Genomic DNA, 26,050 nt, shown 5'->3' with positions numbered 1-26,050 from the left:
GTGAAGCCATGACCTGCTTGCGAACGCAACTCCACGAACACTCCCGACCGAAGGGCTTCTTCGCCCTGGCCCTGTTCCTCCTGGCTGGACTCCTGGCGACGGCTGCCGGCGCCCAGTCGCCCGCTGGCGAAGTGGGGGGCGCGGCGGCCTATCAGCCGGCCAAGACCATCGACGACTACACGCGGAGCCAGGCGGACGGCGCCGACGACTTCGACTACGCCACCAACACGCTGCGGGTGGAGGTCTGGACCGACCGCGCCAGCGACGAGATCTACCGCAAGGGCGAGAAGCTCGGCGTGTCCTTCGAGGTGAACCGCGACGCCTATGCCGTCGTCTACCGCATCGATGCCGACGGGGTGGTCGAGGTGCTCTGGCCCCGCAGCCGGTTCGACGACGGCTTCGTTTTCGGGGGCCACGAATACGCCCTGCCGGTCACCGGCGCGCGGGAGCTGAAGGTTTCGGCCAACGAAGGGCAGGGATTGGTCGAGGCCGTCGTGTCCCGCTATCCTTTCGACCTGCGGGCCCTGGAGATCGACTTCCACCACGAGCAGGCGGCCGAGCGCTACGACTTCCGCGTGGCGGGCGATCCGTTCCTGGCCATGAACGAGGTGAACTTCGCGGTGACCGGGCTCGAGGACTCCGGCGAATTCGTGGTGACCAACTACGCCAGCTACTACGTGCACCAGGCGGTGGAGCATCCGCGCTACCTGTGCAACCAGTGTCACGTCAACGACGACGTGGCCTACGATCCCTACCGGGACGAGTGCACCCTGACCATCGAGTACGACTACTCCTGGTACAACGGCTGGTACGATCGCTACGGCTACTATCCGGTCTACGGCAACCCGGTGTACGTGTACCTGGACCCCTGGACCTGGAGCCCCTGGGTGAACTACTGGTACCGGCCCTACTACCGCTGCGCTCCCTGGTACGGCTGGGGCTGGGGGTGGAGCGCGTGCTACGACTGGTCCTACTCTCCCTACTACTATGGCGACTGCGTGACCGTGTACAACTCCGGGCACCGACGCTATCGCCCCCTGGACCGGACGCGGCTCGAGATGCGCGACGGCGTGGCGACCAAGACGCGCGAGTACCAGCGCGGTTCGGCCATGGTGCGGTCCCGCGAGGTTCCTGACAGCAAGCGGGACGCCATGCGGAGCCGCACCCGGGTCGACGTGGCCCGCGGCGACGTCTCCGGCCGGACCGTGGCGGACACGCGCTACCGCGGCGAGGCCCCCAGCACGCGGACCCGACGCGACTTCGATCGCACGGCGGCGGACGGTCGCGGCGGCCTGCGCATCCGTGAGAACGTGCGGACCGGTGCCGGGACCCGGGTCGTCGGCGATGATCGCCGGCACACGGCGGCCGGCGAGGGCCGCCGCGCGGGGCTCGTGCCCGTTTCGCGCGACGACACCTGGCGCGGCACGACCCGCGTGGGCGGACGGAGCGCCGCCGGCGGCGGGATCGACGCAGGCTCGTCCGTGGTCGGCAACGGGCGGTCGGGCGCCGCGTCGTCCGGCACGGTCAACACCCGCAGTGCGAGCGGCAGCCGGGGAGGCGGCGACTCCAAGTCGGTCCAGCCCCGCACCCGCAGCACGCGGGTCTGGAATACGAATCGTGGCCGGGACGAGAGCACGCGTTCGCGCACCGACAACTCGCGCGGGCGCGGCGAGGCCACGGGCGACAATGACAGCCGTTCGCGCGCGGGGAGCCGCGAGACGGTGAAGCCGCGGTCGGATGGCGGTTCGTCGCGCAAGTCCTCGGACGCGGGCGTCCGCAGCAACTCCGGCTCGCGGGAACGCTCCGGCGGCAGCAGCAATTCGAGCAGCGGTTCGCGCTCGGGCGGTTCGCGCTCGGGCGGATCCCGCGGTGGACGCGACACCGGACGTCGCTAGGGAGGGCGTCGGCGAAGAGGAAATTCGAGCTTGTGTCGGTGGTTCTCCCCCATCACCCGTCGGCCGGAGAGGGACCTGGTTCTCGAGAAGGTTGGCAGCCATGCGGGAAGGGACACGAACCGACCGGACGGGGACACCGGCACAGGAATGGAGAGCCCGGCGAGGGAATGTCGATCAGGGGTGACAGGTACCGCGTTGGGCTCTCCGTACTTTTCCAGGGCAGGCGTCCCCGGCATTGACCGCGTCGGGGACGCTGCCTATAATCCGCGGCGATTGCCCCCCTTGCATTTGCCCCACTTGCGCGGGATCAGTCCCGGATGCGGTGCGACCGTTCCGCCCGCGTTCCGACGAGTCCGAAAGGCCCGAAGTCGATGCGAATCCCAGCCGCCGCCCTGGTCGCCCTGACCCTGCTGATTCCGGCCTTCGCGAACGGTTCCGCCGCGACCCCGCCGCCCGTTGACGGTCCCTTCGCGACCCCGTCGGCCGAGGTCAGGGAGCGGCTTTGGCGCCAGAGCGCCCCCCTGCGGGAAGATGGTTCCCGGAGCGTGCAGCGGCGGCGCCTGGCCGGCGAGAAGGCGCCGGCGACCCTCAACGCCATCGTCCTGATGTGCGACTTCGCGGACAGCCTGATGCTCGGTCGGCACGGGCTGGAGCCGGGCGACTTCCCCCCGCCGCGGCAGAGCGACCGGCACTACGCAGCCCACGATTCGGTCTACTTCGACCATCTGCTCGGCAAGGTCGCCGACTACTTCGACGCCGTCAGCGGCGGCCGCCTGGCGCTCAGCACCACGGTGCATCCGCGCACGATCAACCTCCCGCAGCCCATGGCCTACTACGGCGACCACCCGACCGAGGGTGAGCAGTCCATCCTCATGGCGCAGCAGGTCGTCGACTCGCTCGGGGCGGAGATCGACTTCCCGGCCTACGACACGGTCATCCTCGTGCACGCCGGTGCGGGCGAGGAGACCGACATCCTCGGCGACAGCCCCGAGCAGATCTTCAGCACCTATCTCGATCCGGACGATTTCGCCGCCGCCCACGAGGACAGTCAGCTCGCCCAGCCCTACCTGGCGGCGCCGGGCTTCCCCGCGGGAACGGGCATCGACCGCGTGCTCATCCTGCCCGAGACCGAACAGCAGGATCCCATCGGCGGCATCGGCGGCGGCTTCGGGAGCCTCGGCGTGTACTGCTTCGAGGTGGGTCTGCACCTGGGCATGCTCTCCCTGAGCGACTTCACGCCGTCCGGACGGCCCGACAGCCAGGGGATCGGCCAGTACGGCCTGATGGGCTACGGGCTTTTCGTCGGCCTGGGCTACATCCCGCCGCATCCGTGCGCGTTCAACAAGCTCCTGATGGGTTGGATCGATCCGTACACGGCCGAACCGCTGGACGGCGCCCGGCACCTGCTGACGCCGGCGAATGATCCGCAGGGCCCGCTGGCGTGCGCCCGGGTCGACATCAGTGGCAGCGAGTACTGGCTGCTGGAGTACCGCCTGCAGGATCCGGACGGCAGCCGCACCTGGACCTTCGGTGACGACAAGAACGGCAACGGACTGCCCGACTTCTACGATGCCGACTCGGGCAACGGCGACGGGACGCCCACCGGCAAGTTCGACCCCGCGACGGATGAGGTCGAGCGGGTGATCGGCGCCGAATGGGACTTCGCCATGAGCGAGAACAACGCCCGCCAGTTCGGCGAGTTGGGTTGGGGCAGCGGCGTCTACGTGTGGCACATCGACGAGGGGCTGATCCAGGACGTCTTCGATGCGCCGGCGAACCTGTTCAACGCCGACGCCGGCCACAAGTCGGTCGATGTGGAGGAGGCGGACGGCATCCAGGACCTCGATTCGGGCGCCGATCCGGACTTCCTGCTCGGCAGCGACCGCGACAGTTTTCGCGGGGAGTTCACCGACGCCTTCACGCCGCACGACCTGCCCCGCACGGACACCGCCAGCGGGGCCTACACCGGCGTGGCCTTCCGGGAATTCAGCAACGTGGTCGCCGACTCGTTCATGACCCTGCTCTACACCGATCCGGTGACGCTGACCGAGTACTGGGCCTTCGACTACGCCGACACCATGAGCTTCCGGCTCACCGTCGAGCCGGCCAGCCCCGCGGCGCCGGTGCTGGTGGCGCGCCGGGAATTGCCGGCGGGTACGGATCTGCGCGGCAGCCACGTCCTGGTGGGCAACCTCGACACGTCCGGGCTGGACGACGAGATCATCCTCGGCGGGGCCGACGGCGACGTGTGGGTGCTCGATGGCGACCTGAACGAGTACCTGGATGCGGACGGCGATCCGGCGACCCTCGCGCCGCTGGCGGTGGGCCTGCGCGGGGGCCAGCCGGTGGCGTGGAACCTGCCGCCGGCCCTCGGCAACATCGACGGCGATCCGGGGCCCGAGATCGTGCTCACGGCGGCCGACGGCATCTATGCCTTCGACGCCGACGGCGGCGAAGTGCGCACCGTCGAAGCCGGCGCCTTCGGCCTGTACGCCGACGTGCCGGGCTGCACGCTGCCGCCCGTGCTGCTGCCCACCGATCCGGCGGTCTATCCGCCGTCCGGCAGCACCTCGGTCGTGGCGGCGGTGGTGCGCCACGAGGGCGGGCAGGCCTGGCTCGAGGCCTTCGGCGGCCCCGACGGGGCGCGGCTGACGTCGGTGTCGCTCGGGGACGGTCGCGTCGCCGCGCCGCCGGCGGTCCTGGACGACATCGTGGCGGTGGCGGTGGCCGACACCGCGAGCGGGAGCCGCCGGCTGGTGCTGCTCCGCTGGAATGGGCTCCTCTTCGAGAACCTGGTGGAGCGGGAACTGGCCGGGCAGCCGGGGCCCTGGGCGCCGGCCCTGGGCGAGACCCCGGACAGCCGTGCCGGCGATCGCCGCTTCTTCGCGGCCGTGATCGACACGGCGGGCCGGGGCGAGACGATCCTCTTCGGCGCCGAGCCCCGTGCGTCGGACGGCGGCTGGCAGTGGTCGGCCGACCGCGTGGTGGCCGGACCGCTCGGCCTGGGGGGCTCGTTCGTCGGCCCGGATGTCCTGGGCCGGGTCGGGCACGGTGGCGACTGGCAGACCGGCTGGCCGCGGCGTCCGCTGGCAGGCGACCTCGCCGGTGGACCGACGGTGCAGGGGCAGCCTCTGGCCGCCCGACTGGTCACCACGGCGAACAGCCGCGAGCAGTACATCTTCCCCACGCGCGACGGGCGCCTCTTCGCGACCGGCACCCGGGGCGAGTGGGAGCCGGACTGGCCCCTGGCGGGCCCGGCGCCCGCGGGCACGCCGGCCCTGGGACGTCTCGGCGGCCTGGCCGACCTCGATCTGGTGGCCGTCGGCACGTTCGATCGTATCGTGGGCACCGACGGCGAGCGCGGCCTGCAGACCGAGCCGGTCTCGGTCGTCTCGGTGTGGGCCGACGTGGCGGCCCTCGGGGCCGTCTGGCCCATGCACGGCGGCTCGATCTGGCGCGGCGGCTGGTACGACCGGACCGACTGGGCCGGCGATCCCGGCGTCGCCACCGGCAGCGGCCTCGTCGACGGGAGCCTGATGTGCTACCCGAGCCCTCTGCGCCGCGGCCCGCTGAAGGTCGGCGGTCGCCTGCGGGGCGCAGGGCGGGTCCGGGCCGAGGTGTACAACCTGGAGGGCGAGTTCGTCCGCGCGTCGGCGTGGCGGGACGTGCCGGCCTCCGATCCGTTCGAACTGCAAATGGACCTGCCCGGGACGACGACCGGGCTCTACCTGTGTCGCCTGACGGTCGAGACGCCGGGGGCGGGAACCGAGCACGAGGTGATCCAGTTCGCCATCGTCCGCTGACGGTGGGAACGGATCAAGCAAACGCCGGTCGGGGCCGCGGGCCGCGTCCGGTCGAGGAAAGGGATTCCATGGCGCGCAAGAGCAACACTTTGAGGGGGGCGCTGGTCGTGGTCGGCCTGCTGGCGAGCCTGGCCGCCCCGGCGGCCCGGGCGGCGAATCCCGGCGAGTCCGGGTTGCTGTCCCTGCGCATCGGCGTGGGCGCCCGCGAAGCGGGCATGGGGGAGGCGGGCGTGGCGAGCAGTCGCGGCGCGGCGGCCCTGTACTGGAATCCGGCCAACAACGTCTTCGCGGATTTCGAGACCGAACTGCTGCTGCAGCACAACCGCTACCTCGGTCTGTTCAACCAGGAGGCGGCCTTCGTCGCCCACCGGGTCGGGAGCGGTGTGCTCGGGGTCAGCTTCATGGGGCTCTACTCCGACGAGATCGAACGGCGCGGCGAGGACAACACGGGTCTGGTCGAGGGGACCTACAAGCCCTACGACGTGGCCCTCGGGGCGTCGTACGCCCTGCCGTTCGGCGACCGCTTCGGCTTCGGCGTGAACGCCAAGCTGGTCTACGAGAAGATCGACCTGTACTCGGACACCGGCTTCGCCTTCGACTTCTTCGTGACCCACAAGGCCATGATCGAGGGCCTGACGTTGGCCGCGAGCGTGACGAACCTGGGCGGCCAGATCAACCTGAACGAGGACCCGTTCGACCTGCCCACGGCCGTGCGCCTCGGCGCCGACTGGAGCCCGGCGGACGTGCTGGGCGGCAAGCTCTCCCTGGCCGGCGACGTGGTCATGCCCAACGACACCACCGAGAAGGCCCACGTGGGCGCGGAGTACCGCCTGCTGCCCGAACTGGCCCTGCGGGCGGGGACGCGGATCAACTACGACAATCAGGGTCTGACCGCGGGGGTGGGCTTCCGCACCGGCCGCCTCGGCGTGGACTACGCCTACGGCGAGTCGAAGCTGGAAGGTGTCGACGACGGCCACAAGTTCACCCTGCTCCTCACCTGGTAGGGCCCGGCGCGGCACGGATTCGGGGCCCCGCACTGCCGGTGCGGGGCCTTTCGCTTGCCGGGCCGGCGATCAGGCGCGGGTGCGGAGCTCGGGCAGGGGAGCGGCTCCCATCTCCAGGAGCCGGAACTCGCCGTCCCGCAGCAGGCCGTAGCTGAGGGGGGAGAACCAGCCGGCGAGGGCGACCATCTCCCGCCCGGACCGATGCAGGTGCAGGCCGTGGTGGACGTGGCCCATGATCATCAGGTCCCAGTCGGGTGCCCCGGCGCGGTCGAACCAGCGGTCGGCCATGCGCTCGATGGCCGAGGCCTCGTCCCGCGTGGCGCCGCGGCTGTGGCCGCTGAGCCACGTGCTGAGGGCGAAGAGGATCTCCGGATGGAGGCTCTTGGCGAGCAGGACCCCGAGGCGGGTGCGCACCACGGCCCGGAAGCTGTTGTAGGCCCAGTCGAACTTGAGCAGGCCGTCGCCGTGGGTCAGCAGCACGCGGCGCCGGCCCAGCTGGAGGGTGAGGGGCTCGCCGTCGGCGTGGCAGCCGTAGCGGTCGTGGAAGTAGCGGGCCGCCCAGATGTCGTGGTTGCCGCCGATGAAGGTGATCTCGGTGCCGGCCGCACGCACCTCGTCGAGGGCGGTGAGGAGACGGTCGTAGCCCCGGAGGCGGAAATGCGGGTAGTCGAACCAGAAGTCGAAGATGTCGCCCAGGAGGACGAGGCGGTCGGCGCCGCGGGACCACGCGAGCAGTTCGCAGAAGCGGTCGAGGCGCGCCCGCTCGTCGGCATCCGGCTCCAGGTGGAAGTGGGAGTCGGACACGAAGACGACGGTGGGCTCGGGCGGGGAACCCGCAGCGGGGGCAGGGTGTTGGCGGATCTCGTTCATGTGACTAATCTGAAGGATGAACGGGCCCCTGACAACCGGAGATCTCGCCGGCGGGCCGGGCGGTCGGATGCGACCCGGCGGGCGGGACGAAAGGAGGCGTCATGTCGCTGTTCGACGACGTGAAGAAGAACCTGATGGAGTGGTACACGGTGACTTCGGAGAAGACCACGGAGGTCGCCCGGGTCACGACGCGCAAGTACGACAAGTTCGGCATCAGCCGGGACATCGAGCGGCAGTTCAGCGAGCTCGGCAGCCTCGTGTACAACGGCCTGCGGGAAGAGCGCGACGGGATCCTCGAGGAGGACGGGGTGCGGGCCCTGGTCGAGCGGATCAGCCAGCTCGAGCGGGAGCTGCGGGCCAAGGACGACGAGATCGACCGGATCCGGCGGGAATACGCCGACCGCAAGACCACCGCCGACGGCGCGGCGACGGCGACGACCGGGGCGGCGGCCCGGGTCATGACCGATCCGGCGCTGAATCCCGGCCGGGCCGAGAGCGCCATCCTGATCGAGCCCCACGAGGAGGCCGCGGCCGGTGACGACGTCGATGCCGACGCCGGCGAGGGGGCCGAAAAAGCCGATTGACAGCAGGATTCATTTTCGGATAGAATCCCATTTGTTCCCTGTAAACGTCCGGGATGCCCCGCTCGCGGGGGCCCGGACGGGCGGCTCGCCCCTTCACCGGACTCGACCCCACGTGGACGGTGAGCGGAATGCCGCAGGATCGAGACATCATGAACCCGGCCCGCCGGCCGCTCTCCCCGGAGCGGGGCGGTGCATTCAGGCGCAGGTCTGCCCAGGCCCGGTCTGCCGTCCAGGACGGCACACCTGGCATGGGGGCGGTCTGCGCCTTCGTGTTCCTGGTGGTGGTCCTGCTCGCGACGGGGCTGCTGCGGCCCCTGCCGGCGCGCGGCGAAGAGCCCGGGGTGTCGCCCTTCGTGGCGGTCGGCCGCACCGTGCGGCCCGCCGTGGTCAACATCCGCATCATCCGTTCGGTGAACGCCGAGGGTGTGGGCACCTCCCCGCTGCAGGAGATGTACCGCCAGTTCTTCCCCGACGGGGAGGGCAAGGGGGGGCGCTTCGAGTCGCCGTCCACCGGGTCGGGATTCGTCGTCACCGCCGACGGTGACATCCTCACCAACCACCACGTGATCGCCGATGCCGACGCCATCTTCGTGCGCTTCAGCGGCGAGAAGCGCGAGTACCGCGCCGAGCTCGTGGGGAGCGACCCGAACACCGATCTCGCGCTGCTGCGCATCGCGCCGGGCGACCGCCGCCTGCCCGTGCTGGAGTTCGGCGATTCGGAGGCGCTCGAGGTGGGTGCCTGGGTCGTCGCCGTGGGCAACCCGTTCGGCAACCTGGAGAGCTCGCTGACCGTGGGCGTCGTCAGCGCGAAGGGCCGGGGCGATCTGGAGATCGGGGGACTGACTCCGCGCTACCAGGACTTCATCCAGACCGATGCCGCCATCAACCACGGCAACAGCGGCGGGCCCCTGGTGGACATCCGGGGGCGGGTCGTCGGGGTCAACACGGCCATCAGCGCCCGGGGACAGGGCATCGGCTTCGCGGTGCCGAGTCGGCTGGTGCAGTCGGTGTACGCGCAGCTCGGGGCCAACGGCCGGGTCATCCGCGGCTACCTCGGCGCCCTGACCGAGGACGTCGTCCAGATCGTCGGCGAGGAGATCGCCGGCGAGCCGCCCAGCGGCGCGCGGGTCGTGAGCGTGGTGGCCGAGTCGCCGGCGGCGGCGGCGGGCCTCGCGGCGGGCGACGTGGTGACGGGCTTCGACGGCCGGCCGGTGGAGTCGCGCCGGGATCTGCTTTTCCTGATCGGGGCGGCGACGCCCGGTCGGGACGTCAAGATGACGATCGTGCGGGGCGGCCAGGACCTGGTCCTGACCGTGCGTCCCGTGGAATGGAAGGATCAGGGGCCGCAGGCCGCTTCCCCGGCGGCAGGCTGGCTCGGTATGGAGGTCGCTTCGGTCGACAGCGACGACCCACGGGTCGCCCGCCTGACCGAAGCACTGGGTGTCACCGCGACGACCGGCGTCATGGTCGTGGCGGTGCAGGAGGGCCAGCCCGCGGCGGAAGCCGGTATCCGCCCGGGCGACGTGCTGCTCTCCATCGCCGATCAGGAGATCATGGACCTCGCGTCCTACGAACAGGCCAAGGCGCAATGGGCGTCCCGCCTGGATCCCCTGCTGGTCCGCGTGCGGACCGGAGGCCAGGAGAACACCGTCATGGTCCAGCCCCGCTCACGCGGGATCGAGAACTAGGTACCCCCACGCTGGCAGGGAGGGCTCCCATGGCTGGCAAGAGGAATATACTCCCGGCGATGCACGAGAAGGGCCTCGAGGTCTACTTCCGTGACATCAACCGCTACGACCTGCTCGAGCGGGAAGAGGAAGTCGCCCTCGCGCGGCGCATCAAGGACGGCGACGAGGAGGCGCTCCAGATCCTCGTGCGGGCCAACCTGCGTTTCGTGGTCTCGGTGGCCAAGCGCTACATCAACCAGGGCCTGATGCTCTCGGATCTGATCAACGAGGGCAACCTGGGCCTGCTCAAGGCGGCCCACCGCTTCGACGAGGAGCGCGGGTACCGTTTCATCTCCTACGCCGTGTGGTGGATCCGCCAGTCGATCATGCAGGCGCTGCTGGACAAGTCGCGCACCATCCGTCTGCCCCAGAACCAGACGGCGCTGCTGATCAAGATCAACCGCACCCGCTCGATCCTGCAGAACGAGGGCAATCCGAACCCCAGTCCGGGGCAGATCGCCGAGCGGCTCGACCTGGACCGCAGCGACGTGATCCACGCCCTGCGCAGCGACCGGACCGAGCTGGGCCTGGAGGACGCCGGCATCATGGGGAGCGACCGGCCCCTGGCCGAGGTCCTGTGCGACGACGAGGCCGAGACGCCCGACATGTCTGTGCTGCAGAGAGGGTTGCGCGAGGACGTGCGCAAGTGCCTCGAGGTGCTCAGCAATCGGGAAGCCCAGATCATCATCATGTACTTCGGGTTGAGCTTCGAGGAAGCCCAGACCCTGCAGGTGATCGGCGAGCGGTTGGGGCTGACGCGGGAACGCATTCGCCAGATCAAGGAGAAGGCGTTGGCCAAGCTGCGCAACTCCAAGAACCGCAGCGTTCTGTACGATTACTACTAGATTCCGGTCGAAGCCGGAGCGGACGGGGAGGGCCTGGGGTCCTCCCCGTTGCGCATGGGGGAGGAAACGGGACGGTGGCGTCCTGAATGGCCCGGTCCTTGCTTGTGGTTCCGCGGCGCGCCCCGGAGCGGTCCCGGGTGAGGGGCCGGATCGAGGGGGCGGGCCGGGGGATTGACAAAGACGGGGCGAAGAGGCATGTTTCCGCGCACCGCTGGTGCGGAGCGCCTGCCGGCCCCGGGACCCGGATGGGTCGACGGGGGCTTTTTTTCCCGCCGACTCCCGTACCCATGGATGTTGCGGCCCTGACGACGGAACGATGAAGCTCAAGAAATCCTACACCTTCCTGTACATGCCCGAGGATCACGGCGCGAGTCGGCAGTTCCGTCTGCCGCGCGGCCTGATCGTGGGCGTCGGCGGCACGCTGCTCGTGCTGGTCGGCGTGTCGGTGCTGTACGGCGTGGGGGTCGGCACCGGCAACAGCTGGCTGCCCGGGGGCTCCAGGTTCCAGAAGGAGAACCGCGCGCTCATGGCGACCATCGACGGCCTCGAGGGGCGGGTCGACGGTCTGCGCGGCGAGATCGACCGGGTGCACGAGGTCCAGAACGTGGTGGCCGCGGCCATCAACCTGCCGGGAGTCGACGACGAGACCTTCGCCGCCGGTGTGGGCGGACGCGGGCCGACGGACCTGTCGCCCGTCGAGGTGCCGGGGCTGGACGGCCGGTCCGGCGGCGGCGATCTGGGCGAACGCCTCGACCAGATGCTGCGCCAGGCCAAGATCCAGCGGGCGGGCTACCTGGCCATGATCGACACGCTCGCCGCGCGCGAGGTCGTGCGCGGCCACATCCCCTCGATCCGGCCGGTGGACACCGGCTGGATGAGTTCGCGCTTCGGCTTCCGCAAGGACCCCTTCACGGCCAAGCAGACCTTCCACCGCGGCCTCGACTTCTCGGTGCCCATCGGGACCGACGTGCGGGTCTCGGGCGACGGCACCGTGCTCGCCGTGCAGCAGCAGCGGGGCTTCGGACGCGTGGTGAAGATCGATCACGGCAACGGGGTCGTCACGGTCTACGCCCACCTGAACGAGGTCCTCGTCAAGAAGGGCGAACGCGTCGTGCGCGGGGACGTGATCGCCCGTTCGGGCAACAGCGGCCGCAGTTCGGCGCCCCATCTGCACTACGAGATCCGCGTCGGCGGACGCCCCGTCAATCCCCTGACCTACATCCTCGACTCCTACGCGGCGCGGCACTGATCGCACCGGTTCGCCGGGTTGGCCTAAACGCTGGATTGCCGCCGATTTGGCGGGATTCGGGCGGCCAAATTCCTTGGCGCACCGGCCGTGGGTATGATACTTTGACGCTGGAAGGGCGTGTTCGCGAGTCCGAACGGAGTCGGACGGTGGCGGACGGTCCCGTCATCGGCGAAGGAGCCCGATCCATGACACTGCGCCGCAGTCCGGTTCTCCCGGAGGTTGTCCGGCGAATCCGCCCAGGTTTCGGCCTCATGTCCCGGGGAGGAACGCGTCGTTCCACCGCGGTTTTTTTGTGGGTGCTGGCGCTCGGCGCCGCGGTGCCGGCCGCGGGCCGGGAGGTCCAGGCGATCCGCCACTTCTCGGGCCCGGAGTACACGCGCGTCGTGCTGGACATGAGCGCCCCGGGCTCGTTCGAGGTCCGGCGCGTGGCGGATCCCGACCGGATCGCCATCAACATCGCCGGGGCGGAGCTCGCCGTGAGCGAGCCACTCGTCGTGGGGGACGGCGTGGTCGAGCGCATCCGGCCCAACCCCGGAGCGCGCCGGGCGCAGGTCGTCATCGACCTGCCGGCCCGGGCCGAGTTCCGCAGCTTCAGCCTGCCGGCGACCGGGGGCCGGGCCGACCGCATCGTGGTGGACGTGCTGCGCGAGGCCGCGCTGGATGCGCCGGATGCGCAGGTGGCATCGGCCGTGGCCGGGCCCGTCGCGGCGGCCCCGCGGCCGTTCCGGGTGATCGTCGATCCCGGTCACGGCGGACTCGATCCGGGCGCTATGCGGGGCGAGTTCGTCGAGAAGGACATCACCCTCGACGTCGCCCGGGAGATGGTGCGGTTGCTCAACGCGGTGCCGGGCTACGAGGCGCTGCTGACGCGTACGGGCGACTACGGCCGCGAGCTGAACCAGCGGGTCGACTTCGCCCGCCGCGAGGAGGGTGACCTCTTCCTCTCCATCCACTGCAACACCCACGCCCGGGAAGCGGTGGACGGCATGGAGGTCTACTTCCTCTCCCTGCAGGGCGCCACCGACCGCGAGGCCAAGGAGCTGGCCGACGCGGAGAATGCGGCCCACCTGGTGGGCCTGGCGCCGGGACAGGAGCACGGCGAACTGGTGATGGACATCCTGATGGACCTGCGCATGACGCAGGTGCTGAAGGAGTCGGGACGGCTGGCCCACCACCTGCTCGACGCCGGGGACGCGAGCGGCATCGTGGAGGGCCGACGCGTCAAGCAGGCGGGTTTCCATGTGCTGAAGAGCCTGGCCATGCCGTCGGCGCTGGTCGAGTTGGCCTACATGTCCAACCCGCACGACATGGCGGTCCTCGCCGACCGGCAGGGGCGACGCGACCTGGCGGCCACGGTCGTGGCCGGGGTGCTGGCCTGGCGCCGCGACGACGAGGGGCTGGCCCGCCTCGCGGCCGGCGGGCACGACTGGGCCCGCGACCATGGCGGCTGGACCCGCGACTACCGGGTCCGCCGGGGCGACAGCCTGTGGGGGCTGGCCCGGCAGCACGGCACGACCGTGAACGAGATCTCGCGCCGGAACAACCTGGCGTCGGGCGCGCTGGCCGTGGGGCAGGTCCTGCGGCTGCCCGAAACGGAACGGGAGCCATGAACCGACTCGGCCTGAAGATCAGCTGCTTCGTGGTGTCGGTGGTCATCTGGGTGCAGGTGGCCTCGACCTCGTCGGTGGAGCAGGCGACGCGGCTGCCCCTGCGGCTGGCCGGCGTGGCCGAGGGCCTGACCGCGGCGGGGAGCGATCTGCCGAAGACGGTGAAGGTGCGGGTCCAGGGCAGCAAGCTGCGGCTCCTGTCGCACAACTACTTCAACCGGTACCTGGGCGAGGTGCGGGTGAACGTCTCGGATCGGACCGCCGGCCCGACCTTCTCCTACGAGCTGGATCAGAACGACGTCTTCACCGACCTGACGGTGGTGGGGGTGCAGCCGCCCGTGCGGCTGCGCATCAAGCTGGACCGCGAACTGACCCGCAAGCTGCCCGTGCGCCTGACGACGAAGGGGACCCTGCCGAACGGCACCGGCTTCCTGGTGCCGCCCGTGGTGGCGCCCGACTCGGTGGTCGTCACCGGCCCTGAGCGGTTCTTCCCCGCCGAGGGCTTCGTCGCCACGGCGCCCGTGGACCTCGGCCGGATCGGCGACTCGGGCACGGTGGCGGCGGCCCTGGTGGTGCCCCACGAACATCTGACCATGGCTTCCAAGGATGTGCAGGTCGCCCTGCAGGTGGCGCCGCTGATCGAGCGGACCCTGGCCAACGTGCCGGTGATTCCCCTGGTCGACGCGGGCCAGCCCGAGGTCGGGGTGTCGCCGCCCGTGGTGGACGTCATGGTGCGCGGCGTGGCCGATTCGGTGCGGGCCCTGGGCTCGGACCGCGTCCTGGTGACGGTGGCGGTGGGCAACCTGGATCTGGGGCTGCACATGGTGGCCGGGCAGGTCTCCCTGCCCGAGGGGCTGACCCTGCTGGGCGTGGTCCCCGCCGAGTTGCAGGTCGTCGTGGGGAACGTGGTGCCCGGCCGGCCGGACACCCTGCGCGTGTCGGAGAATCCCGGTGACTGAAGCGGGTGGCAGCGGCGCGACGCGACGCGGGCCGGGGCGCGTCACGGCCGCGGCCGCGGGGCTGGTCGTGGTGCTGGCGTTGGGGGCCGTGCTGTGGCCCCGGGCCGAGACGCACCTCGAGGCTCCCTCGCTGCTGGTGTTCGACCCCAGCGGCGACGACACGCGGGTCGCCGGCGTGTACGGCCATCTGCAGGAACATCTGGCGGCGGCCAGCGGTCGGGAGCTGGGACTGATCGTGGTCCGCGACCTGGCGGCCTACGGTCGGGAACTCGCGCGGACACCCGCCTTCGTGCTGGCGCCCGACGGCCTGGCCCTGGCGGCCGGACCGGGGGAGTACCTCCCGGTGGCCTCGGTGCGCCGGCCCGCGCCGCGGAACCTGCGGCCGAGCGGCGTCCTGGTGTGGCGCCTGGCGGCCGGCGAAGAGGCGGCGCCGTGGCGCAGCCGGCGGGCGCGCACCGTCTGCGGCGACTCGCTGACCCTGGTGGCGAGCGGAGCCCTGCGGGAGGCCGGTCTGCGCCGGTGGCCGGCGGGGCTGGCCTGCGGGCCCGACCCCCTCGACCATGCGCCGGTGCTGCACGCGCTGCGCCTGGGCGCTTTCGACTACGCCCTGGTGCGCCAGTGGGATCTGGACCGCTTCGTCGCCGCGGGGCTGCTTGCGGCCGCGGACTTCGGCGTGCGCGAGGTGGTGCCGCCGGTGCCCGACCTGGTCGTGCTCGCGTCGCGCCAGTTGCCCCGCCACGTGCGCCTGCGCTGCGGCGAGACCCTGGCCGCGGTGGGGCGCCAGAGCGAGGACGAGTCCCCGGCCGACCGCGAACTGCGGCTGGCCCTGGCGGCGGTGCACCTGTCCGGATTCAACCTGCTGCTCGAGCCCGACTTCGAGCTCGTGCGCCGGCGGTTCGCGGGAAGTTGGCTCGACGGGGCCGAATGAGCCATATTGTCGCGACGCGGCGGGCCGGACGGCCGGCCGTCCTTGCGCAGCGATCCGGTCAGGGCATGACCAGGACAACCGGGGAAAGGACCCCATGAAGATCAAGTACCAGCGTCTGCGGGGCACCCGCGACCTGATGCTCGGGGAGATGGAGCGCTGGAAGTGGGCCGAGGCCCGCTGGTCCGCGGTGCTCGATCGCTTCGGGTACGGCGAGATCCGCACCCCGATCATGGAGCCGACCGGGCTGTTCCTGCGCTCGGTGGGCGAGGGCACCGACATCGTCGACAAGGAGATGTACACCTTCGAGACGAAGGGTGGCGACAGCCTCACCCTGCGGCCGGAGATGACGGCTTCGGTGGTCCGCGCCTACCTGGAGAACGGCCTGACGCGGCAGCCGGGCACCATGAAGTTCTGCTACCTGGCGCCCATGTTCCGCCACGACCAGCCGCAGGCCGGTCGCTACCGGCAGTTCCACCAGGTGGGGGTCGAGGCCCTCGGTTCGGACAGCCCGGTGCTCGATGCCGAGGTCATCCGCACGGCCATGGCGCTGTTCGAGGCCGTGGGCGCCGAGGGCTTGACGGTGAAGTTGAACAGCATCGGATGTCCTTCTTGTCGGCCGGCTTATCTCGATGATCTGAAGGTGTTCCTGAAGGCGAACCTGGACCGGATCCCGCCCGAGATGCAGGGGCGGATCGACATCAACCCCCTGCGGCTGTACGACGCCAAGGACGCGGGGGTGCAGGAGCTGCTGCGGGATTTCAAGCCCATCACCGACGCCCTGTGCCCCGCCTGCCGCGAGCACCACGCCGTGGTGACGGCGTGCCTGACCGAGCTGGACGTGCCGATCGAGGCGGATCCGGCCCTGGTGCGGGGGCTGGACTACTACTGCCGCACGACCTTCGAGATCACGGCGACCAGCGGCCGCAAGCAGAGCAGCCTGTGCGGCGGGGGGCGCTACGACCACCTGGTCGAGGAGTGCGGTGGGCCGCCCACGCCGGCGGTCGGCTTCTCCATCGGCGTCGAGCGGACGCTGCTGCACCTGGACGACACGCCGTTCGATCCGCAGCGCAGCCCGCAGACGGCCGTGGACGTGTACGTGGCCTGCGCGGGTCTGGCGGCCCAGCAGGCGGGCTTCGTGGTGGCGGACGTCCTGCGGCGCGACTGGCGCGTCGAGGTCGACACCACCGGCCGTGCGGTCAAGGCCCAGGCCAAGGGAGCGAACCTGCGCCGGGCGCGGGTGATGCTCGTGGTGGGCGACGAGGAATTGGCGGGCGGCACCATGGTGCTGCGGAACCTGGCAACCGGTGAACAGGAACCGGTGGCGCGGGACGCGATCCCGGCCGCGGTTCGGGAGGTACTCGAAGGGTGAACGGGAACAACACGAGCGCACTGCGCACGCACCGCTGCGGCGTGATCAATGAGGGACTGGTCGGCGAAGAGGTGAAGGTGGCCGGCTGGGCCGCCCGCATCCGCGATCTGGGCGGCGTGGTCTTCGTCGGCCTGCGGGACCGGTACGGCATGGTCCAGGTGGTCTGCGAGGACGGTCAGCCCCTCGAGCTGAGCAAGGGCTTCAAGCTCGAGTCGGTGCTCGGCGTGACGGGCACCGTGCGCCGCCGGCCCGACGACATGGTGAATCCGGACATGGACACCGGGGCGGTCGAGATCGTGGCCCGCGAGGTGACGATCCTCAACGGCTGCCGGCCGCTGCCGTTCCAGGTCGACCAGGCCTGGGAAGCCAGCGAGGAGCTGCGCCTGAAGCACCGCTACATCCACCTGCGGCATCCGGTCATGGCCGAGAACATGAAGGTCCGGCACCGCGTGGCCATGGCGGCGCGGAACTACCTCTCGAGCCAGGATTTCCTGGAGGTCGAGACGCCGCTGCTGATCAAGACCACGCCCGAGGGCGCCCGCGACTACGTGGTGCCCAGCCGCATCCATCACGGGCAGTTCTACGCCCTGCCCCAGTCGCCGCAGCTCTACAAGCAGATCCTCATGGCCAGCGGCGTCGACCGCTACTTCCAGCTCGCGCGCTGCCTGCGCGACGAGGACCTGCGGGCCGACCGCCAGCCGGAGCACACCCAGATCGATCTGGAGATGAGCTTCGTCGGCGAGAACGACATCTTCACGGTGATCGAGGAGATGATGGCGCGCATCTTCGCCGAGGCGTCGGGCATCGATCTGCCCATCCCGTTCCCGCGCATCTCGTACGACGAGGCCATGAACCTCTACGGTTCGGACAAGCCCGACCTGCGCTTCGGCTGCCGGATCCACGACGTGGACGCCCTGGTGCCCGGCTGCGGCTTCAGCGTGTTCGAGAGCGCGCTGGCCGAGGGCGGCACCGTGCGTTGTCTCGTGGGCGAGGGCCTGGCCGAGTGGAGCCGCAAGCAGGTGGACGAGCTCGAGGAGATCGCCAAGGCCAAGGGGGCGTTCGGCCTCGCGCGGGCCAAGGTGACCGGCGGCAGGCTGGACACGGGCATCGCCAAGTTCCTGTCGGACGAATTCCAGGCCGCGCTGCTGGAGAGCACCGGCGCCAAGGACGGCGACCTGGTCGTGTTCGTGGCCGGCAAGTGGTCGATGGTGGTGGAGTCCCTCGGCGCGGTGCGGCTGGAAATGGCGAAGCGGGCCGACTGGATCCCGGCGGGCGAGTGGGCCCTGGCCTGGGTGCGCAACTTCCCCCTCTTCGAGCAGAACGCCGACGGCAGCTGGACCGCCTGCCACCACATGTTCACCCAGCCGCGCCCCGAGGACGTGGCCGGCCTGGAGGAGGACCCCGGCCGCGGCCGCGCCCAGCTCTACGACCTGGTCTGCAACGGCGTCGAGCTCGGTTCGGGCAGCATCCGGATCCACCAGCGCGAACTGCAGGAGCGGGTGTTCAGGATCGTGGGGATGCCCGAGGAGGAGTACATGATGAAGTTCGGGTTCTTCCTGGACGCGCTGGGCTACGGCGCGCCGCCCCACGGCGGCATCGCCCTGGGCCTGGACCGCATCGTCATGCTCCTGACCGGCAGCCCGTCGCTGCGCGAGGTCATCGCGTTCCCGAAGACGACCCTGGCCGCCTCGCCCCTCGACGGCAGCCCGGGCCCCATCAGCGCCGCCCAGCTCAAGGAGCTGAACCTGGCGATCACGCCGCCGCCGGGCGGCGACAGGGCGGAGCAGAAGTGAGCAGGGGCCGCGGCAGGACGGCCACGGGCCGGCGCCCCCGCACGACCGACCACGTGGCGGAGGCCCATCTCGATCTGGACGGCGTCGATCAGCTGGCCCTGGTCGGCGCCGGCGACGCCAACCTGCGCTTCCTGGCCGCCCGCTTCGGCGGCACGGTGAGCGTGCGCGGAGACCGGCTCTTCCTGAAAGGGCCGGCGGCCGACGTCGGCGCCATGCAGGAGGTGTGCCGCGACCTCATCGAACGGGTCCGGCACGGTCAGCTCGTGGACCAGGTGACCCTGGAGTACCTGTGGCGGCGGCACGTGGGGGGCGACGAGGCGGACGACGCCGGCCCTCCGCCGGGCGACGAGCCGCTGCTCTTCGCCGCCGGGAGCCGTCTCGCGGTGAAGGTCAAGACGGCGGGCCAGCAGGCCTACGTGGACGCGGTGCGGGACCACGACGTCGTGTTCGCCACCGGTCCGGCCGGGACGGGCAAGACCTTCCTGGCCGTGGTCATGGCCATGGACTACCTGAAGCGGAACCTGGTCGACCGCATCGTGCTGGTGCGGCCGGCGGTGGAGGCGGGCGAGCAGCTGGGCTTCCTGCCGGGCGACCTGCAGGAGAAGATCAACCCCTACCTGCGCCCGCTCTACGACGCGTTGTCGGACATCACGGGGGCCGCCCGGATCGCGCGCTACATGGCCAGCGGGGTCATCGAGGCGTCGCCGCTGGCCTACATGCGGGGGCGCACGCTGAACAACTCCTTCGTGATCCTGGACGAGGCCCAGAACACGACCGTGGGCCAGATGAAGATGTTCCTGACCCGGCTCGGCTTCCAGTCGAAGGCCGTGGTCACCGGGGACATCACCCAGATCGACCTGCCCCAGAACCGCGAGTCGGGACTGGTGCACGTGCGCAGCATCCTGGCGGCCACCGAGGGCGTGGCCTTCGTCGACCTGGACGGGCGCGACGTGGTGCGGCACCCGCTGGTGCGGCGCATCGTCGATGCGTTCGAGGCCGCCGGGGTGGAGCGGGACCGGGACTGAACCCGGTCGGGACGTCGCGTGCGTCCGCCGGAAGGAAGGTGCCAAGATGGCCGACTGGCTGCAGACGATCCTCGGGGTGTTCCGGCGCGATGCCGCCGCCCGCGAGGGGAAGGTGATCGGGCGCGGGGCCGCCAAGGGCGCCACCGCCAAGGCCGGCGGGGCCAAGGCGGCCGCGGCCGAGGCGAAGCGCACCGATCGCACGCCGGCGTGGCTGCTGGCCGCGGGCGGGGCCCTGCTGCTGCTGCACCTGGTGCTGTTCCCGCCCGTGCCGCGGCTGTCGCTCGACTTCCCGGAGGCGGGCGAGATCGCGGCCGAGGAGATCCGGGCGCCCTTCGCCTTCGATGCGCCCCTGCTCGACCGCGACGTGGAGATGACCCGTCTGGAACGCGTGGTGGTGGAGCCGCCGGTGCTGCGCAGCCTGGCCGACGAGCAGTCCGACGCGCGCATGGAGCTCTTCATCGCGGCTCTCGGCCGCTCGCTGGCCGACGAGGTCACGCCGGACGCCGACAAGGTGGGGCTGCTGCAGCTCCAGTTCCCGACCGCCGGCGCCGGCGAGCTGGGGCGTCTGCTGCGCGCCGACGAACCCGATTCCCTGGTGCCGCGCATCGAGGCGGCGTGGCTCGCCATCAAGCGGGGCGGCGTGGTGGACATGCTGCCCGCCGGACGCTACGACAAGGTCGTCGTGCTCGGCGACCAGGCCGAGCAGCTGCGGGACCGCGACCGGGTCGTGGCCCAGGCCAACCTGCAGGAGCGGCTCACGGCGGCCCTGCGCTCGGCGGGCATGGGCCCCCTCGAATCGGTGGAGACGGCCGCCCTGCTGCGGCATTTCGTGCGGCCGAACCTGGTCTACGACCCGGACCAGACGGGGGAGCGCCAGGAGCTGGCCCGGCAGGGCGTCCCGACCCGCCGCGAGTTCATCAGCGGCGAGCGGATCGTCGACCGCGGCGTGCGCGTGACCCAGCAGCAGGCCGTCTACCTGGCCGCGCTGGCCGACCTGCTGATCGCGCGGGGGGGCGGCGAGGACGCCGGCGGTCGGGCGACCCGCTACTTCACGCGGCTGCTGCTGGTGCTGCTGGGGCTCGGGCTCTACGGCTGGCTGGCCGTGATCCACTTCCGGCCGGACGTCCGGCACTGGCGCCGCCTGCTGGCGCTGACGGTGATCGTGGCCCTGTACCTCTTCGGCGCCTCGCTGGCCCTGTCCCGGCCGAGCCTCGGGCCCATGGGCGTGCCCATCGTGCTGCTCTCGCTGCTGACGACGGTGCTCTTCAAGGGCCGCGTCGGCTACACGACCACGATGATGGCCGTGGTGCTCCTGGCGGTGGTGCCGGGGGTGACCGCGCCGGCGCTCTTCGCCTGGTTCGTCATGGGCATGGTGACGGTGCTCTCGGTGCGCCGCGTGCAGAAACGCAGCCAGTTCTACCGCACGATCCTGCTGCAGTCGGGCCTGGCGGTGGCGCTGATCTTCCTGCTCGGGGCCGAGGGGCTCGGGCACGAGGGCGACCACATCTATCTCGTGGGCGTCTTCACGCCGATCCTCTCGGTGGCCTTCGGGCTCTTCCTGCTGCCGGTGGTCGAACCGCTGGTGGGCGTGTGCTCGGACCTGACGCTGCTCGAGCTCTCGGACCTGAACCATCCGCTCCTGCAGCGCATGGCCCTCGAGGCCCAGGGCACCTACCACCACAGCCAGGTGGTGGGCCAGCTGGCCGAGCACGCGGCGCGGGCCATCGACGCCAACGCCCTGCTGACGCGGGTCGGGGCGCTCTTCCACGACATCGGCAAGATGCAGAAACCGGCCTACTACGTGGAGAACCAGCGGCCCGAATCGAACAAGCACGACGAGCTCAGCCCGAGCATGAGCGCGCTCGTCATCGCCGCCCACGTGAAGGACGGCATCGAGCTGGCGCGCAAGTGGCGGCTGCCGCAGATGATCATCGACTTCATCCCGGAGCACCACGGCACCATGGTGATGGAGTACTTCTACCACAAGGCCCTCGAGGCCGACGGCAACGAGACCGTCAAGGTGGACGACTTCCGCTATCCGGGGCCCAAGCCCCAGTCGCGGGAGACGGCGATCCTGATGCTGGCCGACGCCATGGAGGCGGCGACGCGCTCGCTGGCCAAGCCGACGCCGAGCCGCATCAAGGAGATCACGAAGCAGATCCTGGACAAGCGCATGCTGAGCGGCGAGCTGGACGAGTCGAATCTCTCGCTGAGCGATCTGGCGCGGATCCGCGACGCCTTCGTGCCGCTGCTGACGGGCATCCACCATTCGCGGATCGTGTACCCCGGCCAGGGGGACAAGGGCCAGGACAAGGTGCCCGAGCGCAAGGGCGAACGGAAGGCGCGGACGTGAGGCTGACGCTGGTCGAGCGGCGGTCGGGCCCGGACGGGACCTCGGCGGTCTTCCACGGGGAGGGCTGGGCCCGGCTGGGGCGTCTGGCCGGGGCCCTCGGCGATCCGGCCTGGGACGTGGACGTGGTGCTGGTGGACGACGCGGCCATGGCCGACCTGAACCGCGAGTACCGGGACGGCGACGGCGTGACCGACGTGCTCTCGTTCTCGTACCTGGAGGAGGCCGGCGACGGGGAGCCGGTGCTGGCCGCCGGTGCGCGCGGGGCGGCCTGCGACCTGTGGCCGTCGGAGTTGCCCGGGGCCGGCGCGGTCGGCGAACTGGTGCTGGCACCGGCGTTCATCGCGGCCCGCTGCGCGCAGAACGGCTGGCCCCTGGCTGACGAGATCCCCCTGCTCGTGGTGCACGGCTGCCTGCACCTGCTGGGCTGGGACCACCGCGACGAGGTCGAGACCGAAGCCATGCGCGACCTCGAGGAAAGCCTGCTGGCGGGGGAGGGCCTGGCCCATCCCCTGCGACGGAGGAGTTGAGAATCCGATGGACGGATCTGCTGCGGGAATGACCCTGGCCACCGGCACGATCGTGATGACCGTCGTCTGCTGGCTGGGCGCGCTGCTCCTGGCCGGGCTCATGTCGGCCCACTACCGGGTCAGCGGACTGAGCCGGAACGGTCTCGTGGACGACCAGCGGCTCGGCGCCGTGCTGCGCGAGTACGTGACGGAGGACCGACGCTTCCAGGTGACCACCGGCACGCTCTACCTGCTGCTCACGGTGCTCGGCGCCTTCGGCTGGGGGCACCTGCTGTCGCGCCTGTGGACCGGCGCTCTGGACTTCAACTTCCATCTGATGTTCGCCGTCACCACGGTGCTGGCCTGGAGCCTCGGCGGTCTCGTCTTCAAGATGCTCGCGGCGGGGGCCGCCCTGGGCTACGCGCGGGTGGTGGGGGGCCTGGTGTATCCGCTCTACTGGCTGCTGCGGCCGTGGTCGGCCCTCATGCTGGCGGTCATGAACCGCCTCGACGACACCCTGTGGATCGCCGACGCGCAGTCCCACCTGTCGGCCGGCGAGATCCGCAGCCTGATCAAGACCGACAATCCGGCCGACAACCTCGACCAGGACGAGCGGGAGATGATCCAGAGCATCTTCGAGTTCCACGACACCGCCGTGCGCGAGATCATGATCCCGCGCATCGACATGGTGGCGCTCGACGGGGCCCTCGAGGTGTCCGAGGCCCTGGGCAGCATCATCGAGGAAGGCCACTCGCGCATCCCGATCTACGAGGGAGGCGTCGACAAGATCGTCGGCATCCTCTACGCCAAGGACCTGCTCAAGCTCCACGGCGAGGGCGGCCTGACGACGCCCGGCGTCACCCTGGCGAGCCTGGTCCGCGAGGCCTACTTCATCCCCGAGAGCAAGAAGATCGACGAGGTGCTCGACGAGTTCCGCGCCAAGCGCATCCACATGGCCGTCGTCATCGACGAGTACGGCGGCACGGCGGGCCTGGTCACCCTCGAGGACGTCATCGAGGAGATCGTCGGCGAGATCGAGGACGAGTTCGACGAGGAGGAGAACCTCGTCACCTGGGTCGACGCGCGGACCGTGCGCCTCGACCCGAAGATCAACCTGGAGGACCTGGCCGAGGACCTGGGCGTCGACTTCGCCGGGGCCGAGGGGCTGGCGACGAGCGAGACCCTGGGCGGCCTGATCTACGAGGCGGCGGGCAACGTGCCGGCCGACGGCGACGTGGTCGAGGTGGCGGGGTTCCGCATCACCGTCGAGGAAGTGGCCGACCAGCGGCTGGTGCGGGTGCTCATGAGCAGCGGGCAGGACCTGCCGGGCTTCGGCCGGCGTCCGGAATCCGAAGCCGCCGAGGAGGCCTGAGACCGTGCTCCGCTTCGTGCAGCGCCATTTCCTGACGGGACTGCTGGCGATCGCCCCGCTGGTGATCACCACGTGGATCCTCTGGCGCCTGTACGCGATCATCAGCGCCACCATGCGGCCCTGGCTGGCGCGCATCCCGGCCCTGAGCGAGGCCTATCCGGAGTTCTTCCTGACCCTGATCGGCGTGTTGGTCTTCATCCTGCTGATCACGCTGGTGGGCCTGTTCACGCGGAACCTGATCGGCGTCGCCTTCTTCCGGCTGCTCGAGCGCTTCTTCCAGCAGATCCCGGTGGTCAAGAGCGTCTTCTCGGTGGTGCAGCAGATGTCGGCGGTCTTCCTGCGCGACCAGCGGCGGGCCTTCCAGGACGTGGTGGTCTTCGCCTATCCGCGGCCGGGCCTGTACTCCCTGGGCTTCGTCACGCGTGACGAGGAGGGCGACGACCTGGTGAACGTCTTCCTGCCGACGGCGCCCAACCCGACCTCGGGCTTCATGCTCCTGATGCCGCGGGCCGAGATCCGCTCGGTGGACATCCCGGTGGAGGACGCCATCAAGCTGATCGTGTCGGGCGGGTCGATCATGTCGGCGGCCCAGGCCGACGCCATCCGCACGCGGATCGACATGGCGCTCCCGGCGGGCCGGGGCGCTCCGGCCCACGAAACCAGGCCCGCGGCCGCGACCGACGACACCCCGAACCCGGACGGTGCAGCGTGAACGACGAGACCAGGCGGGACCCCGGTCAGGCGACCCCGGGCGAGGACGAGCGCCAGGACGAGCGCGTGCTCGACCCGGCGAATCTCGACGCCGAGCACCACGCCCTCGAGAAGTCCTTCCGCGAGCACCTCTCCGCGGGCGACCACGGGGCCATCCGCGACCTCGCCCAGGAACTCTCGCCGGGCGACCTCTCGGAGATCCTGCGGCCGCTGAGCGTGGAGGACACGGCGCTCATCCTGAAGCAGCTGCCGGGCGACGAGCTGGCCGAGGTGCTCAGCGAGATCGACAACCGTTCGGTCGAGGCCCTGTTCACCCTGCTGGACAACGACGAGATCGCCGACCTGCTCGAGGAGATGCCGTCGGACGACGCCGCGGACGTGCTCGAGGACATGCCCAGCGAGCAGGCCGCCGAGATCCTGGCCGCCATGGAGGCCGAGGAACGCTCCGAGGTGGAGGAACTGCTCCAGTACGGCCCCGAGTCGGCCGGCGGCCTCATGGGCAAGGAGTACACGACCGTCACCGAGGACCAGACCGCCGCCGAGGCGGTGGCCGCCCTGCGCGGCGTCGAGGAGAGCGACCTCGAGGAGACCCACTTCGTGTACGTGGTCGACGCGCGCGGCCGGCTCACGGGCCAGGTGCCCATGTACCGCCTGGTGATCGCGCGCCCGGAGCGGAGGGTCGCCGAGCTCATGGAGCCCGATCCGCTCTACGTCGAGGTCGATCTCGACCAGGAGGAGGTGGCCGCCTTCGCCCGGCTGCACGACCTGATCTCCGTGCCCGTGGTCGACCACCAGATGCGGCTCGTGGGCCGCATCACCGCCGACGACGTGCTGGACGTCATGGAGGAGGAGGCCAGGGAGGACTTCTCCCGCCTCGCCGGCGTCAGCGTCGAGGAATTCGGCGAGCAGAGCTCGTTCCGCGTCGCGCGCTCGCGGCTGCCGTGGCTCTTCGGTGCCCTGCTCGGGCAGCTCGGCGCGGTCTCGGTGCTGGCCCACTTCGAGGCCAGCCTCGAGGCGCGGGTCACCCTGGTCATCTACATCCCCATGATCATGGCCATGGCGGGCAACATCGGCATCCAGACCTCGTCGGTGGTGGTGCGCGGCCTGGCCACGGGCGAGGTCGACTTCTTCCACCTCGGCCGGCACTTCCTGCGCGAGCTGGGCACCGCCATGCTGATCGGCCTGTCGGTGGCGGTGGCCATCGCCGGGGTCTCGATGCTCTTCAGCGGCGATCCCTCGATCTCGCTGGTGCTGGCCATGACGATGGTCGTGGTGGTGCTGTTCGCGGCCATGGCCGGCACGGGCATCCCCATGGTGCTGCACCGGGCGGGGGTCGATCCGGCCGTGGCGACCGGACCCTTCATCACGACGGCCAACGACGTGGTGAGCATGCTCATCTACGTGAGGCTGGCGACCTGGGTCCTGGGCCTCGGGCGGGCGGGCTGAGATG

19 protein-coding genes are annotated in these 26,050 nt (G+C 70.8%); 18 read left to right on the top strand and 1 reads right to left on the bottom strand.

Features of this window, described 5'->3' with window-relative positions; genetic code table 11:
* Nucleotides 1-8 precede the first annotated feature (8 nt).
* The 3 genes from KDM41_01860 to KDM41_01850 all read left to right on the top strand — a co-directional run bounded on the left by KDM41_01860 (nt 9) and on the right by KDM41_01850 (nt 6,702).
* Nucleotides 9-1,895 carry a DUF4384 domain-containing protein gene (locus KDM41_01860; GenBank protein ID MCB1182148.1) on the top strand — a complete coding sequence of 629 codons (1,887 nt, stop codon included), beginning with the start codon at nt 9-11 and terminating at the stop codon, nt 1,893-1,895.
* A 371-nt stretch (nt 1,896-2,266) separates the two neighbouring features.
* Entirely contained in the window at nt 2,267-5,698 is a 3,432-nt protein-coding gene (locus KDM41_01855; GenBank protein MCB1182147.1) for a hypothetical protein, read from the top strand.
* 68 nt (nt 5,699-5,766) lie between these two features.
* Nucleotides 5,767-6,702: a PorV/PorQ family protein gene (locus KDM41_01850; protein MCB1182146.1), complete on the top strand. Its 936-nt coding sequence runs from the start codon at nt 5,767-5,769 to the stop codon at nt 6,700-6,702.
* 69 nt (nt 6,703-6,771) lie between these two features.
* On the opposite strand, the gene KDM41_01845 is transcribed toward KDM41_01850, so the two are convergent.
* Complete coding sequence (locus tag KDM41_01845) at nt 6,772-7,572, bottom strand: UDP-2,3-diacylglucosamine diphosphatase (protein MCB1182145.1); 801 nt, start codon at nt 7,570-7,572, stop codon at nt 6,772-6,774.
* 101 nt (nt 7,573-7,673) lie between these two features.
* Between KDM41_01845 and KDM41_01840 the strand changes: the two genes are divergently transcribed.
* The 15 genes from KDM41_01840 (at nt 7,674) to mgtE (ending at nt 26,046) form a co-directional block, all read left to right on the top strand.
* Nucleotides 7,674-8,156 (top strand): hypothetical protein, encoded by a 483-nt coding sequence (locus KDM41_01840; GenBank protein MCB1182144.1) that lies wholly within the window; start codon nt 7,674-7,676, stop codon nt 8,154-8,156.
* Between the two features lie 248 nt (nt 8,157-8,404).
* Nucleotides 8,405-9,844 carry a trypsin-like peptidase domain-containing protein gene (locus KDM41_01835; GenBank protein MCB1182143.1) on the top strand — a complete coding sequence of 480 codons (1,440 nt, stop codon included), beginning with the start codon at nt 8,405-8,407 and terminating at the stop codon, nt 9,842-9,844.
* A 29-nt stretch (nt 9,845-9,873) separates the two neighbouring features.
* Nucleotides 9,874-10,728, top strand: a complete 855-nt coding sequence (locus KDM41_01830) for an RNA polymerase sigma factor RpoD/SigA (GenBank protein MCB1182142.1) — start codon at nt 9,874-9,876, stop codon at nt 10,726-10,728.
* A 316-nt stretch (nt 10,729-11,044) separates the two neighbouring features.
* A complete protein-coding gene (locus KDM41_01825) occupies nt 11,045-11,977 on the top strand; it encodes a M23 family metallopeptidase (GenBank protein MCB1182141.1) in 933 nt (310 codons plus the stop codon).
* 296 nt (nt 11,978-12,273) lie between these two features.
* Entirely contained in the window at nt 12,274-13,587 is a 1,314-nt protein-coding gene (locus KDM41_01820) for an N-acetylmuramoyl-L-alanine amidase (protein ID MCB1182140.1), read from the top strand.
* Nucleotides 13,584-14,543: a hypothetical protein gene (locus KDM41_01815; GenBank protein MCB1182139.1), complete on the top strand. Its 960-nt coding sequence runs from the start codon at nt 13,584-13,586 to the stop codon at nt 14,541-14,543. Before KDM41_01820 ends, KDM41_01815 begins: the two co-directional genes overlap by 4 nt.
* Nucleotides 14,536-15,471, top strand: coding sequence for a hypothetical protein (locus KDM41_01810; protein ID MCB1182138.1), 936 nt, complete (start codon nt 14,536-14,538; stop codon nt 15,469-15,471). Before KDM41_01815 ends, KDM41_01810 begins: the two co-directional genes overlap by 8 nt.
* 94 nt (nt 15,472-15,565) lie before the next feature.
* A complete protein-coding gene (locus KDM41_01805; GenBank protein ID MCB1182137.1) occupies nt 15,566-16,840 on the top strand; it encodes a histidine--tRNA ligase in 1,275 nt (424 codons plus the stop codon).
* 20 nt (nt 16,841-16,860) lie between these two features.
* On the top strand, nt 16,861-18,633 hold the full coding sequence (aspS, locus tag KDM41_01800) for an aspartate--tRNA ligase (protein MCB1182136.1): 1,773 nt from the start codon (nt 16,861-16,863) through the stop codon (nt 18,631-18,633).
* A gap of 53 nt (nt 18,634-18,686) precedes the next feature.
* Nucleotides 18,687-19,658 carry a PhoH family protein gene (locus KDM41_01795; GenBank protein MCB1182135.1) on the top strand — a complete coding sequence of 324 codons (972 nt, stop codon included), beginning with the start codon at nt 18,687-18,689 and terminating at the stop codon, nt 19,656-19,658.
* A gap of 46 nt (nt 19,659-19,704) precedes the next feature.
* On the top strand, nt 19,705-22,011 hold the full coding sequence (locus KDM41_01790) for an HDIG domain-containing protein (protein ID MCB1182134.1): 2,307 nt from the start codon (nt 19,705-19,707) through the stop codon (nt 22,009-22,011).
* Nucleotides 22,008-22,538 (top strand): rRNA maturation RNase YbeY, encoded by a 531-nt coding sequence (gene ybeY / locus KDM41_01785; GenBank protein MCB1182133.1) that lies wholly within the window; start codon nt 22,008-22,010, stop codon nt 22,536-22,538. Before KDM41_01790 ends, ybeY begins: the two co-directional genes overlap by 4 nt.
* Before the next feature lie 7 nt (nt 22,539-22,545).
* Nucleotides 22,546-23,889: an HlyC/CorC family transporter gene (locus KDM41_01780; protein ID MCB1182132.1), complete on the top strand. Its 1,344-nt coding sequence runs from the start codon at nt 22,546-22,548 to the stop codon at nt 23,887-23,889.
* Between the two features lie 4 nt (nt 23,890-23,893).
* Nucleotides 23,894-24,601, top strand: coding sequence for a DUF502 domain-containing protein (locus tag KDM41_01775; GenBank protein MCB1182131.1), 708 nt, complete (start codon nt 23,894-23,896; stop codon nt 24,599-24,601).
* The gene (mgtE, locus tag KDM41_01770) at nt 24,598-26,046 is read left to right on the top strand and encodes a magnesium transporter (protein ID MCB1182130.1); all 1,449 of its coding nucleotides are present in this window, start codon (nt 24,598-24,600) and stop codon (nt 26,044-26,046) included. Before KDM41_01775 ends, mgtE begins: the two co-directional genes overlap by 4 nt.
* The last annotated feature ends 4 nt before the right edge of the window (nt 26,047-26,050 follow it).

The sequence above is a fragment of the bacterium genome (genome assembly GCA_020440705.1).
In the GTDB taxonomy this organism is placed as follows: Bacteria; Krumholzibacteriota; Krumholzibacteriia; order LZORAL124-64-63; family LZORAL124-64-63; genus JAGRNP01.
The sequence above is the reverse complement of the archived record's forward strand: the minus strand, read 5'-3'. Positions and strand labels throughout refer to the sequence as shown.

Excerpts from the sequence above, each read along its gene's own strand:
- KDM41_01860 (MCB1182148.1), top strand. The coding sequence starts at position 9 with ATGACCTGCTTGCGAACGCAACTCCACGAACACTCCCGACCGAAGGGC.
- KDM41_01855 (MCB1182147.1), top strand. The coding sequence starts at position 2,267 with ATGCGAATCCCAGCCGCCGCCCTGGTCGCCCTGACCCTGCTGATTCCG.
- KDM41_01850 (MCB1182146.1), top strand. The coding sequence starts at position 5,767 with ATGGCGCGCAAGAGCAACACTTTGAGGGGGGCGCTGGTCGTGGTCGGC.
- KDM41_01845 (MCB1182145.1), bottom strand. The coding sequence starts at position 7,572 with ATGAACGAGATCCGCCAACACCCTGCCCCCGCTGCGGGTTCCCCGCCC.
- KDM41_01840 (MCB1182144.1), top strand. The coding sequence starts at position 7,674 with ATGTCGCTGTTCGACGACGTGAAGAAGAACCTGATGGAGTGGTACACG.
- KDM41_01835 (MCB1182143.1), top strand. The coding sequence starts at position 8,405 with ATGGGGGCGGTCTGCGCCTTCGTGTTCCTGGTGGTGGTCCTGCTCGCG.
- KDM41_01830 (MCB1182142.1), top strand. The coding sequence starts at position 9,874 with ATGGCTGGCAAGAGGAATATACTCCCGGCGATGCACGAGAAGGGCCTC.
- KDM41_01825 (MCB1182141.1), top strand. The coding sequence starts at position 11,045 with ATGAAGCTCAAGAAATCCTACACCTTCCTGTACATGCCCGAGGATCAC.
- KDM41_01815 (MCB1182139.1), top strand. The coding sequence starts at position 13,584 with ATGAACCGACTCGGCCTGAAGATCAGCTGCTTCGTGGTGTCGGTGGTC.
- KDM41_01805 (MCB1182137.1), top strand. The coding sequence starts at position 15,566 with ATGAAGATCAAGTACCAGCGTCTGCGGGGCACCCGCGACCTGATGCTC.
- KDM41_01790 (MCB1182134.1), top strand. The coding sequence starts at position 19,705 with ATGGCCGACTGGCTGCAGACGATCCTCGGGGTGTTCCGGCGCGATGCC.
- KDM41_01780 (MCB1182132.1), top strand. The coding sequence starts at position 22,546 with ATGGACGGATCTGCTGCGGGAATGACCCTGGCCACCGGCACGATCGTG.